Annotated in this window: 9 protein-coding genes and 1 pseudogene; 6 read left to right on the top strand and 4 right to left on the bottom strand. The window is 71.2% G+C overall.

The window, feature by feature from the left end; genetic code table 11:
• The 3 genes and pseudogenes from AOK22_RS23925 to AOK22_RS23935 form a co-directional block, all read left to right on the top strand.
• Window positions 1-1,152: pseudogene (locus tag AOK22_RS23925) on the top strand (TerD family protein); the annotation flags it as partial.
• Window positions 1,153-1,466: 314 nt separating this feature from the next.
• The gene (locus AOK22_RS23930) at window positions 1,467-2,471 is read left to right on the top strand and encodes a TerC family protein (protein ID WP_055700772.1); all 1,005 of its coding nucleotides are present in this window, start codon (window positions 1,467-1,469) and stop codon (window positions 2,469-2,471) included.
• 87 nt (window positions 2,472-2,558) lie between these two features.
• Window positions 2,559-3,659 (top strand): calcium:cation antiporter, encoded by a 1,101-nt coding sequence (locus AOK22_RS23935; RefSeq protein ID WP_055700773.1) that lies wholly within the window; start codon window positions 2,559-2,561, stop codon window positions 3,657-3,659.
• A gap of 25 nt (window positions 3,660-3,684) precedes the next feature.
• On the opposite strand, the gene AOK22_RS23940 is transcribed toward AOK22_RS23935, so the two are convergent.
• Together AOK22_RS23940 and AOK22_RS23945 are read right to left on the bottom strand one after the other, a co-directional pair.
• Window positions 3,685-5,004, bottom strand: a complete 1,320-nt coding sequence (locus AOK22_RS23940) for an MFS transporter (protein WP_425264055.1) — start codon at window positions 5,002-5,004, stop codon at window positions 3,685-3,687.
• 63 nt (window positions 5,005-5,067) lie between these two features.
• Window positions 5,068-6,117 (bottom strand): S66 family peptidase, encoded by a 1,050-nt coding sequence (locus AOK22_RS23945; protein ID WP_055700775.1) that lies wholly within the window; start codon window positions 6,115-6,117, stop codon window positions 5,068-5,070.
• Window positions 6,118-6,295: 178 nt separating this feature from the next.
• Here AOK22_RS23945 and aroQ point away from each other — a divergent pair, with 178 nt between their 5' ends.
• The gene (gene aroQ, locus AOK22_RS23950; RefSeq protein ID WP_055700776.1) at window positions 6,296-6,760 is read left to right on the top strand and encodes a type II 3-dehydroquinate dehydratase; all 465 of its coding nucleotides are present in this window, start codon (window positions 6,296-6,298) and stop codon (window positions 6,758-6,760) included.
• 60 nt (window positions 6,761-6,820) lie between these two features.
• Here aroQ and AOK22_RS23955 read toward each other — a convergent pair whose 3' ends face one another.
• Both AOK22_RS23955 and AOK22_RS23960 read right to left on the bottom strand, forming a co-directional pair.
• Window positions 6,821-7,477: an MBL fold metallo-hydrolase gene (locus tag AOK22_RS23955; RefSeq protein ID WP_055700777.1), complete on the bottom strand. Its 657-nt coding sequence runs from the start codon at window positions 7,475-7,477 to the stop codon at window positions 6,821-6,823.
• Window positions 7,478-7,487: 10 nt separating this feature from the next.
• Window positions 7,488-8,213: a maleylpyruvate isomerase family mycothiol-dependent enzyme gene (locus AOK22_RS23960; RefSeq protein ID WP_055700778.1), complete on the bottom strand. Its 726-nt coding sequence runs from the start codon at window positions 8,211-8,213 to the stop codon at window positions 7,488-7,490.
• 222 nt (window positions 8,214-8,435) lie between these two features.
• Between AOK22_RS23960 and uvrA the strand changes: the two genes are divergently transcribed.
• Window positions 8,436-11,537, top strand: a complete 3,102-nt coding sequence (uvrA, locus tag AOK22_RS23965; protein WP_055700779.1) for an excinuclease ABC subunit UvrA — start codon at window positions 8,436-8,438, stop codon at window positions 11,535-11,537.
• Between the two features lie 130 nt (window positions 11,538-11,667).
• Window positions 11,668-12,432 carry a crotonase/enoyl-CoA hydratase family protein gene (locus AOK22_RS23970; protein WP_055700780.1) on the top strand — a complete coding sequence of 255 codons (765 nt, stop codon included), beginning with the start codon at window positions 11,668-11,670 and terminating at the stop codon, window positions 12,430-12,432.
• Window positions 12,433-12,456: the final 24 nt, after the last annotated feature.

The following is a 12,456-nucleotide window of genomic DNA, read 5'->3' on the forward strand; positions in this document are numbered from 1 at the left end:
CCCCCGGCCCGCCCGGGGCAGCCCGCCCAGCCCGTCGCGGGCGACGCCACCGGCTGGTCCATGGAGGAGCGGCTCTACAACCAGGTGTGGGGCATGTTCGAGGACCTGGCCCGCACCACGGCGGCGTACCGGAGCGCCGTCGACTTCGCCGACTCCCGCATGGAGCAGGAGCTCGACAAGGTCCTGTCCGACCCGCGCAGCCGCATCGGGAACACCGGCGACGCCGCGCGCGAGCAGGCCCGCGCCAAGCACGCCGACCTCGTCGGCCAGGCCAGGGCCGCCCTCGACCGCGACCTCGGCCAGCTCGCCGCCGAGGCCGAGGTCGTCGAGCCCGCCCTGCCCCCGGCCTACGCCGCGTGGAGCAGCCCCGTCTGGCAGGGCTACCGCGCGCCCATGGAGATCCCCATGGCGCTGCGCCTCGGCGACCTCCACCTCCCCGAGCGCACCGACCTGCGGATCCCGATGCTCGTCCGGCTGCCCCTGGAGCGCGGCCTGTGGATCGACAGCGGCAAGGCCCTCACCAACTCCTTCATCGACTCCGCCGAGCTGCGCCGGCTCGCCATGGACACCGCGGTCGCGCACGCGGCGCGGCTGCTCGCGGCCTATCCGGCGGGTGAGTTCCAGGTGCACGTCATCGACGCGGCGGGCGCCGCCGCGGGCCCGCTCGCACCGCTCGTGACGGCCGGCGTCCTCGCCGAACCGCCGGCCACCGGCGCGGCCGGGGTCGCCACGGTCCTCGCCAGGCTCACGCAGCGCGTGGACCTGGTGCAGATGGCCCTCCGCGGCGGCGCGTCCGACGCGCTGCCGCCGGACGTGGACATGGCCCAGCAGCTCCTGATCGTCAACGACTTCCCGCACGGCTTCGACGACCGCGCCGTCACCCAGCTGCGCTACCTCGCGGACGAGGGCCCGGCCGTCGGCGTGCACCTCATGATGGTCGCCGACCGTGAGGACGCCGCGGAGTACGGCCCGCTGCTCGACCCCCTGTGGCGCGCGCTCCTGCGCCTGACGCCGGTGCCCGACGACCACCTCGCCGACCCCTGGGTCGGTCACGCGTGGACGTACGACCCGCCGGCCTTCCCGCTCGGCAGCCAGGTCCTGCACGACGTCCTGGAGCACGTCGCGACGGCCCGGCGCAACGGCGGCCGCTGACCGTCCCCCCGAGGGCCGGGGCCCGTCCGCGACGGCCCGGCGGCTCCGCCGGGCCCTCGGCGCTTGACGGTAAAGCGACTTTGTACTCTCCTGACCTGGTCTTTTGGCTCTTGTTTGCCAGCGCCTTTACCAATCCTTGGTGTTTCGCGTAGGCTGCTGTACGCGGAGGGGAGTACTCCCGGCTGCGACGTACCCGTCAATACGGACCGCCATCGGTCCCGGGGCGTCGGCCCGACCTGGCGCACGCGCCTCGGGTGGAAGAGACCTCCGGCAGCGACGACGCTGATCAATAGCCGTACGAAGCCGGAGGCGCAGTGGACGTTTCTATGACCATGTGGGTGGCGACCGTTCTCGGTCTGTGTGCCCTGATCGCGGTCGACTTCTTCATCGGGCGCAAGCCCCATGACGTGTCGATCAAGGAAGCCGGTATCTGGACGATCGTCTGGATCATCCTCGCGGTGCTCTTCGGCATCGGCCTGCTGGTCGCGGGCGAGAGCCAGGCGTCCGGCGAGTTCTTCGCCGGCTTCATCACCGAGAAGTCGCTCTCCGTCGACAACCTCTTCGTCTTCATCCTGATCATGGCGAAGTTCTCGGTGCCCAGCCACCTCCAGCAGCGTGTGCTGCTCTTCGGTGTGCTGATCGCCCTGGTCCTGCGCGCGATCTTCATCGCCGCCGGCGCCGCCGTGATCGCCAACTTCTCCTGGGTCTTCTACATCTTCGGCGCGTTCCTGATCTACACCGCCTGGAAGCTCATCCAGGAGGCGCGTGCCGACGAGGAGGAAGAGGACTGGGAGGAGAACCGCCTCCTGAAGTCCATCGAGAAGAAGTTCGGCGTCTCCGACCGGTACGAGGGCACCAAGCTCTTCGTCCAGCGGAACGGCAAGAAGATCATGACCCCGCTCATGGTCGTCATGCTCGCCATCGGCACCACCGACGTGCTCTTCGCGATGGACTCCATCCCGGCGATCTTCGGCCTCACCCAGGACCCGTACATCGTCTTCACCGCCAACGCCTTCGCCCTCATGGGTCTGCGACAGCTGTACTTCCTGATCGGCGGACTGCTCAAGAAGCTGGTCCACCTCAGCTACGGCCTGTCGGTGATCCTCGGCTTCATCGGCGTGAAGCTCGTGCTCCACGCGCTGCACGAGAACGGGGTGAGCGTCCCGGAGATCTCGATCCCGTTCTCGCTCTCCGTGATCTGCGGTGTCCTGGTGATCACCACGATCACCAGCCTCATCGCCTCCAAGAAGCAGGCGGCGAAGGACGCCGCCGAGGACGCGGACTCGGGCGAGGCCTCGAAGGACAGCGTCGAGGCCTGACCTTCCCCCCTCCGTGCCGCCGGGCGGGCGGCACGGAGGACCTCGCACCAAGTCGCGGTACCCGAGCGCCCGGGGCAGCATCGAGTCATGATCACTCGGCTCCGGGCGCTCGGCATGCAGTGGACAGCCGTGGTGCCGATTCTCGCGGTGGTGCTCCTCGCCCTCACCTGGGGGCGCGATCTGCCGGGCCCGCTCGTCGCCCTGGTGACGCTGGTCCTGGCGGGCGCGGTGCTCGCCGCCGTCCACCACGCCGAGGTGATCGCGCACCGCGTCGGCGAACCCTTCGGCTCACTCGTCCTCGCGGTCGCGGTGACCATCATCGAGGTGGCGCTGATCGTCACCCTCATGGCCGACGGCGGCGACAAGAGTTCCACGCTCGCGCGCGACACCGTCTTCGCCGCCGTGATGATCACCTGCAACGGCATCGTGGGGCTCTGCCTCCTGGTGGGCGCCCTGCGCCACCGCGTCGCCATCTTCAACCCCGAGGGCACCGGCGCCGCCCTCGCGACCGTCGCGACCCTGGCCACGCTCTGTCTGGTCCTGCCGACGTTCACCACCACCAAACCGGGCCCGGAGTTCACCACGGCCCAGCTCACCTTCGCCGCGGTCGCCTCGCTCATCCTGTACGGCATCTTCGTGACCACCCAGACCGTGCGGCACCGCGACTACTTCCTGCCGGTCACCAAGCAGGGCGAGCCCATCGACGCCGACAGCCACGCCGAGGGCCCCTCCTCCCGGGCGGCGCTGACCAGCCTGGTGCTGCTCGCGCTGGCGCTGATCGGCGTCGTCGGCCTGGCCAAGGGCGTCTCCCCGACGATCGAGTCGGGCGTGGAGAGCGCCGGGCTGCCGCACGCCGTGGTCGGCGTGATCATCGCGCTCCTCGTGCTGCTCCCCGAGACGATCGCGGCCGCCCGCGCCGCCCGCCGCGACCGGGTGCAGACCAGCCTGAACCTCGCGCTCGGCTCCGCGATGGCGAGCATCGGCCTGACCATCCCGGCCGTCGCGGTCGCCTCCGTGTGGCTGTCGGGACCGCTGGTGCTCGGCCTCAGCTCCACCCACATGGTGCTGCTCGCGCTGACCGTCATCGTCGGAACGCTCACGGTCGTGCCGGGGCGCGCGACACCGCTGCAGGGCGGCGTCCACCTGGTGCTCTTCGCGGCGTTCCTGGAACTCGCGATCACCCCGTAGCGGCGACTTCCCAGCGCCCCGGAGGTCACCCCGTCACGGCCGCCGGGTCGGCGGCCGTGACCGGCCGTGTCTCCGGGAGCAGCGCGAAGCACCCCAGGCTGAGCAGCGCGACGCCCGACAGGTACGCGGCCACACCCCACGGCGTCCCCTCTCCCCGCGCCACCGCGGTCGCCACGATCGGGGTGAGCGCGCCCCCGAGGACCCCGCCGAGGTTGTAGCCGACCGCGGCGCCGGTGCAGCGCACCCGCGGCGCGTACAGCTCCGGCAGATACGCGGCGATCACCGCGAACATCGTGATGAAGGCGAGCATCGCCACCAGGAACCCGCAGAACATCAGCAGCGGCTGCCCGGTCGAGAGCAGCGCGATCATCGGGAACATCCACAGCGCGCAGGCGGTGCACCCCAGCAGGCACAGCGGCCGCCGTCCGTACCGGTCGCCGAGCAGGGCCACCAGCGGTGTCAGGGCGCCCTTCACCACCACCGCCGCCATGATGCAGGCCAACATCACGGTGCGGCTCACTCCGAGCCGCTCCACGCCGTAGGCGAGGGACCAGGTCGTCACGGCGTAGAACACCGCGTACCCGACCGCGAGCGCCCCCGCCGTCAGGAGCACCAGTCGCCAGTGTTCGCGCACCACTTCGGCGAGCGGCACGCGCGCGTGCTCGCGCAGGCGCAGGAAGTCCGGGCTCTCCGCCAGCGAGGTGCGCAGCGCGAGCCCGGCCGTCGCGAGCACCCCCGCCGCCCAGAACGGCACCCGCCACCCCCAGGCCGCGAACTGCGCGTCGGTCAGCAGCGCGGACAGGGCCAGCATGATGCCGTTGGCCAGCAGGAAGCCGACCGCGGGCCCGATCTGTGGAAAGCTCGCCCACAGCGCGCGCCGCTCGGCCGGCGCGTGCTCCGCGGTCAGCAGCACTGCCCCGCCCCACTCGCCGCCGAGTCCGAGCCCCTGCAGGAAGCGCAGCACGAGGAGCAGCAGGGGAGCGGCGATCCCGAGGGACTCGTACGTCGGTACGCAGCCGACGGCGACCGTCGCGAGGCCGGTGAGGAGCAGCGACGCGATGAGCACCGGCCGCCGTCCGTGCCGGTCCCCGATGTGCCCGAAGACGACCGAGCCGAGGGGGCGCGCCACGAACCCCACGCCGAAGGTCGCGAAGGCGGCGAGCGTGCCCGCCAGCGGAGAGAACGTCGGGAAGAACAGCGGCCCCAGGACCAGCGCCGCCGCCGTCCCGTAGATGAAGAAGTCGTAGAACTCGATGGCGGTTCCGGCGAGGGAGGCGGCGGCGAGGCGCGGCAACGACGGTGGCGGAGGCGGCGGTCCGGGCGGCGGGGGTGCAGAAGTGCGCATGCCGGATAAGATACCCAGAGTAATTGCCCGTCACTCTGGGTGTTCGAGAGTGATCGTTCCTCGTCAGTACGTGACCGTGATGCGCCGCGCCGGTCCGTCGACCCGCACCGTGCCGCCGTAGGGGATGACCAGCTGGGGGTCGGTGTGCCCGAGGTCCACGTCGAAGACCGCCATGGCCTCCGGGGCGTACGTGCCGAGCGCGCGCAGCACGGCCTCCCGCTGCTCGCGCCCGTACGCGGCCTTCGCGTCCCCCTCCAACGGGCGGGTGAAGGACCAGGATTTGGCGCGGCCCATCAGGAGGGCGGGGAAGCGGCCCAGCAGTCCGCGCTCGCCCATGCCGCGCAGGATGCGGAACACCTCGTCGGCACTGGGCAGTTCCTCGGAGGTCTCCAAAAACAGCACGCACCCGTCGTACGCGGACGGGTCGCGCTCGATCTCCCGGTCCGCCATCAGGAGCCAGGAGAGGATCTCCACGTTGCCGCCCCAGGAGCGCCCCTCCACAACCCGCTCGGGGCCGTGCCAGAGCCAGCCGCCCGCCGGCTCGGTGGGCGGCTCCGCGGTGAGCGTGGCGGGGTCGTCCCAGGGCAGGTCGACGTCGCGGAAGCGCTCGGCCGGGCGCAGTTCGTAGGGCCCCGAGGTGAAGAGCGCGGCGCGCAGCGAGTCCGCCGTCTGCTCCGCCATCGCCCCGGGGCGGCCCAGCTCGCACATGACGCTCGCCCCGTGGTAGGCGACGATTCCGCACTGCCACAGGTACGCGAGCAGGTTGGTGTTGTCGCTCCAGCCGAAGAACGGCTTCGGGTTCGCGCGGATCAACTCCCGGTCCAGGTGCGGGAGCACGGTGATCTGGTCGTCGCCGCCGATGCTCGCGATGACGGCCTTGACGGTCGGATCGGCGAACGCCGCGTGGATGTCGTCGGCCCGCTCCCGCGCCGTGGTGCCCATCTTCCGGGTCGTGGGGTACTCGACGGGTTCGAGGCCGAAGTCCTCACGCAGCCGCCTCAGGCCCAGCTCGTAGGGGAGCGGGAAGAGTTCCGGCAGGCCGCTGGAGGGCGAGAGCACGGCGACACGGTCGCCCGGGGACGGCTTCGGCGGGTACACGGGTTCGACGGTCATGCCGGGAGCGTAGGCGGGGCCCTACGGAGAGCGCACCTGACTTAAGCCCCGCGGAGAGCGCGGCTGACGTAAGCCCCGCGGAGAGCGCCCCTGACGTGTGCGGGCTCCCGACGTGTGCGGGCTCCCGCACCCGGTTCGCGCCGCCTCCCGCGCGCGGGAGGCGTGATAGACCTCCCTTATGACCCGCAGCCTCGCCACCGCCCCGATCATGATCCTGAACGGCCCGAACCTGAACCTCCTCGGCCTCCGTCAGCCCGAGATCTACGGCACCGATACCCTCGCCGACGTCGAGGCCCTGTGCGCCAAGGCCGCGGCCGCGCACGGCGGGACCGTGGACCTGCGACAGAGCAATCACGAGGGCGAGTTGGTCGACTGGATCCACGAGGCGCGCGAGCACCACGCGGGCATCGTCATCAACCCCGCCGCCTACTCCCACACGTCCGTCGCGATCCTGGACGCGCTCAACACCTGTGACGGGCTGCCGGTGTTGGAGGTGCACATCTCCAACATCCACCAGCGCGAGGCGTTCCGGCACCACAGCTACGTCTCGCAGCGCGCCGACGGCGTCATCGCGGGGTGCGGCGTGCAGGGGTACGCGTTCGCGGTGGAGCGGGTGGCGGCGCTGGTCGCCGCGGGCGCCTGACGCGCCCCGCACCGGCTCACCGGTCCCGCGTGCCCCTCCGGTCCCGCGTACCCCTTCCGTTCACCAGCCCCGCGCGCGCCACTCGCCCAGGTGCGGGCGCTCGGTGCCGAGCGTCGTGTCGTTGCCGTGGCCGGGATAGACCCACGTCTCGTCCGGCAGCGTCCCGAAGATCTTCGTCTCGACGTCGTCGATGAGGCTCGCGAAGGCCTTCGGGTCCTTCCACGTGTTGCCGACGCCGCCCGGGAAGAGGCAGTCGCCCGTGAACACGTGCGGGTGGCCGTGCGGGTCGTCGTAGACCAGCGCGATCGAGCCCGGCGTGTGGCCCACCAGGTGGCGGGCCGTGAGCTCGACCCGGCCGACCCGGACGGTGTCGCCGTCGTCCACCAGGACGTCCGTCGGCACGGGGATGCCCTCGGCGTCCTCACGGCCCGCGTACGTCCGCGCGCGGGTCGCGCCGACGACGGCGGCGAGCGCCTGCCAGTGGTCGCCGTGCCGATGCGTGGTGACGACGGACGCGATGCCGTCGTCACCGATCAGCGTCAGCAGCGTCTCGGCGTCGTTCGCCGCGTCGATCAGCAGCTGCTCGCCGGTGGCCCGGCACCGCAGCAGGTAGGCGTTGTTGTCCATCGGCCCGACCGCGACCTTCGAAATCATCAGGTCCGGCAGCTCGTGCACATCCGCGGGCCCGCCGACCTTCACCGCTCCGCTGTACGTCATGTACGTCAGCCTATAGCGGGGGCAGGGCGGGCAGGAGGCCCCCTTCGGCCGTCAGCGCGGAGCCGTCCCGGCGGCCGGCGAGCCAGCCGAGGAGGTCGGCCTGCCGGCCGCTGACGGTGATGTCCCAGGCGGGCTCCGCGCCGCTCCTGACCTGCTCCTCGGTGAAGCCCTGCACGGCACCCGTGAACAGGGTCCGGCCGTCGTCCTGCCGGATCGCCACCGCGGGCAGGCCCGGGGCGTCACGGAACCGGTCGGCGAGGAAGTTGATCTCGCGCTGCGTGAACTCCTCGGACAGGTCCTCCAGCTCGTAGCCGATGCCGAGGTCGACGTGGTGCAGATCGACCTCGAGCCAGCGCCGGAACGGCACCCGCGACGCGGAGTCGGTGACCCCGTTGCGCATCGTGATCGTGCGGGACCAGTCGGCAGGGACGGCGGCCTGCGCCTCGAAGCGCCCCGCGCTCTCCCGCACGTCCGCCAGCTGCGCCGCCAGCGCCCGCGGCGCGTCCCGCTCGATGTCCGCGTCCCGCGTCTCGGCGCTCGCGTACATCGGGCGGCCCGCCAGCACGTTCACGAGGGCGTCGGCGTTCCGCGCGACGTGGGCGAGGACATGGCCGCGGGTCCAGCCCGGAAGCCGTGACGGTTCAGCGATCGAATCGTTGTTCAGTTTCGTGACCGCGGTGAGCAGCCGGTCGGTCGCGTCACGTACAGACGCCAGGTCGCGCACATGATCAATCATGCGCCCGACGATAGTCGCGGCACACGTTCGGGTGAAGGTGTCGGGGCAGCCCCGCAAATCGAATGCACGTGCTATATGGTCGACGGCGGCGTCGGGCATGCTTGATGGTCCGGGTCCGTCGTGAACCAGCGAAGCGGCCCGGCGTTGTCAGTGGCTCGCCCTAGTCTGTGAACGACGGGGGTCTTGCCCCTGTCACCACTCTCAAGAAAGGTGCGGACCGGCGTGGCCGACCGTCTCATCGTCCGTGGCGCGCGCGAGCACAATCTCAAGAACGTCTCGCTCGACCTCCCGCGTGACTCCCTCATCGTGTTCACCGGACTCTCCGGGTCGGGCAAGTCCTCGCTCGCGTTCGACACGATCTTCGCCGAGGGCCAGCGGCGGTACGTCGAGTCGCTGTCCTCGTACGCCCGGCAGTTCTTGGGCCAGATGGACAAGCCCGACGTCGACTTCATCGAGGGGCTCTCCCCGGCGGTCTCCATCGACCAGAAGTCCACCTCGCGCAACCCTCGCTCGACGGTCGGCACCATCACCGAGGTGTACGACTACCTGCGTCTGCTCTTCGCGCGCATCGGCAAGCCGCACTGCCCCGAGTGCCACCGGCCCATCTCCCGGCAGTCGCCGCAGGCCATCGTCGACAAGGTCCTGGAGCTGCCCGAGGGCAGCCGCTTCCAGGTCCTGTCGCCGCTGGTGCGCGAGCGCAAGGGCGAGTTCGTCGACCTCTTCGCGGACCTCCAGACCAAGGGATACTCCCGCGCGCGGGTCGACGGCGCGACCATCCAGCTCTCCGAGCCGCCCACGCTCAAGAAGCAGGAGAAGCACACCATCGAGGTGGTCGTCGACCGCCTCACGGTGAAGGACTCCGCCAAGCGCCGCCTGACCGACTCCGTGGAGACGGCCCTCGGCCTCTCCGGAGGCATGGTCGTGCTCGACTTCGTCGACCTCCCCGAGGACGACCCCGAGCGCGAGCGGATGTACTCCGAGCACCTCTACTGCCCGTACGACGACCTGTCCTTCGAGGAGCTGGAGCCCCGCTCCTTCTCCTTCAACTCGCCCTTCGGCGCCTGCCCGGACTGCACCGGCATCGGCACGCGCATGGAGGTCGACCCGGAGCTGATCGTCCCGGACGAGGACAAGTCGCTCGACGAGGGCGCCATCCACCCCTGGTCGCACGGTCATACGAAGGACTACTTCGGCCGGCTCGTCGGAGCCCTCGCCGACGCCCTCGGCTTCTCCACCGACATGCCCTGGGCCGGGCTCCCGCAGCGCGCCAAGAAGGCCCTGCTGTACGGCCACAAGACGCAGATCGAGGTCCGCTACCGCAACAGGTACGGCCGCGAGCGGGTCTACACCACCGCCTTCGAAGGGGCCGTCCCCTTCGTCAAGCGCCGCCACAGCGAGGCCGAGAGCGACGCCAGCCGCGAGCGCTTCGAGGGCTACATGCGCGAGGTGCCCTGCCCCACCTGTGAGGGCACGCGCCTCAAGCCGATCGTCCTGGCCGTCACCGTCATGGGGAAGTCCATCGCCGAGGTCTCGGCGATGTCCATCAGCGACTGCGCGGACTTCCTCGCCGAGCTGAAGCTGGGCGCCCGCGACAAGAAGATCGCCGAGCGGGTCCTCAAGGAGGTCAACGAACGGCTGCGCTTCCTCGTCGACGTCGGCCTGGACTACCTGTCGCTGAACCGCGCCGCGGGCACCCTCTCCGGAGGCGAGGCCCAGCGCATCCGCCTGGCCACCCAGATCGGCTCCGGCCTGGTCGGCGTGCTCTACGTCCTGGACGAGCCGTCCATCGGTCTCCACCAGCGCGACAACCACCGTCTCATCGAGACCCTCGTGCGTCTGCGCGACATGGGCAACACCCTGATCGTCGTCGAGCACGACGAGGACACGATCAAGGTCGCCGACTGGGTCGTGGACATCGGCCCCGGTGCGGGCGAGCACGGCGGCAAGGTCGTGCACAGCGGCTCCCTGAAGGAGCTGCTCGGCAACAAGGAGTCCATGACGGGCGCCTATCTGTCGGGCCGCAAGAGCATCCCGGTCCCGGACGTGCGCCGCCCCGCCGACCCGTCCCGGCAGCTCACGGTGCACGGCGCCCGTGAGAACAACCTCCAGGACATCGACGTCTCCTTCCCGCTCGGCGTCCTCACGGCCGTCACGGGCGTCTCGGGCTCCGGCAAGTCGACGCTGGTCAACGACATCCTGTACACGCACCTGGCCCGGGAGCTGAACGGCGCGAGGAGCGTCCCCGGCCGCCACACGCGCGTGGACGGCGACGAACTGGTCGACAAGGTCGTGCACGTCGACCAGTCGCCCATCGGCCGCACCCCGCGCTCGAACCCGGCGACGTACACCGGAGTCTTCGACCACGTCCGCAAGCTCTTCGCGGAGACGACGGAGGCGAAGGTGCGGGGCTATCTCCCCGGACGCTTCTCCTTCAACGTCAAGGGCGGTCGCTGCGAGAACTGCTCCGGCGACGGCACCATCAAGATCGAGATGAACTTCCTCCCGGACGTGTACGTCCCGTGCGAGGTCTGCCACGGCGCGCGCTACAACCGCGAGACGCTGGACGTGCACTACAAGGGCAAGTCCATCGCCGAGGTGCTCGACATGCCGATCGAGGAGGCGCTCGGCTTCTTCGAGGCCGTGCCCGCCATCGCCCGTCACCTGAAGACGCTCAACGACGTGGGTCTCGGGTACGTGCGCCTCGGGCAGTCCGCGCCCACCCTCTCCGGAGGCGAGGCCCAGCGCGTGAAGCTCGCCAGCGAGCTCCAGAAGCGCTCGACGGGCCGGACCGTCTACGTCCTGGACGAGCCGACCACCGGTCTGCACTTCGAGGACATCAGCAAGCTGATCACGGTCCTCTCCGGCCTGGTCGACAAGGGCAACACGGTCATCGTCATCGAGCACAACCTCGACGTCATCAAGACCGCGGACTGGGTCGTCGACATGGGCCCCGAGGGAGGCAGCGGCGGCGGCCTGGTCATCGCCGAGGGCACCCCCGAGGAGGTCGCCGGCGTACCGGCCAGCCACACCGGCAAGTTCCTGCGGGACATCATCGCGGCCGACCGGATCAGTGACGCGCTGCCCTCGCAGAGCCGCAAGCCGGCCAAGAAGGCCCCGGCGAAGAAGACCGCCAAGAAGGCGGTCGCGGCGAGCGCCACGGCCACGAAGAAGACGGCCACGGTCACGGCGGACACCGCCGCCAAGAAGGCCCCGGCCAAGACCGCGGCCAAGAAGGCGGCCACCACGAAGAAGGCGGCTCCCGCCAAGAAGGCCGCCGCCAAGAAGGCGACCGGCGCGAAGGCGACGCGGGCCCGCAAGGCCTGACGCGTCTCCTCAGGGCCGACCGCGGCGCCCTGTCCCTCACCGGGGGCGGGGCGCTCCGTCGTCGTGAGGGGTGATCCGGGGACCCGGACCGCCCCTTGTCCGGCGCCCGTTCCCGTGGTCGGCTGACCCCATGCCCGTACGCAGCGAACGCGCAGGTGCCGTCACCACCGTCGTCCTCTCCCGCCCCGCCGCGCGGAACGCCGTCGACGGGCCCACCGCCCGCGCCCTCGCGGACGCCTTCCGCGACTTCGACGCCGACCCGGACGCCGCCGTCGCCGTCCTGTGGGGCGAGGGCGGCACCTTCTGCGCGGGCGCGGACCTCAAGGCCATCGGCACCCCGGACGGCAACGAGGTCACCGAGGACGGCGACGGCCCCATGGGCCCCACCCGGATGCGGCTGTCCAAGCCCGTGATCGCGGCGATCTCCGGGCACGCCGTCGCGGGCGGACTCGAACTCGCCCTCTGGTGCGACCTGCGGATCGCCGAGGAGGACGCCGTCCTCGGTGTGTTCTGCCGCCGCTGGGGCGTCCCGCTCATCGACGGCGGGACCGTGCGGCTGCCCCGGCTGATCGGTGAGGGCCGCGCCCTCGACCTGATCCTCACGGGCCGCCCCGTGGACGCGGCGGAGGCCCTCGGCATGGGCCTGGTCAACCGCACCGTGCCCACCGGCACCTCGCGGGCGGCGGCCGAGCGGCTCGCCGCGGAGATCGCCGCGTTTCCGCAGACCTGCCTGCGCGGCGACCGGCTCTCCGTGCTCGAACAGGGCGGCCTGTCCGAACAGGACGCGATGGCGGTCGAGTTGGGCCACGGCCTGCACTCGCTGACCGAGGCCTCCGAGGGCGCGGCCCGCTTCGCCGCGGGGGCCGGCCGCCACGGGACGTTCACGGACCACTGAGGACCGAGGGGGCAGGCCTGCCCC

The sequence above is a fragment of the Streptomyces silaceus genome, assembly GCF_001419745.1.
Lineage (GTDB): Bacteria > Actinomycetota > Actinomycetes > Streptomycetales > Streptomycetaceae > Streptomyces > Streptomyces silaceus.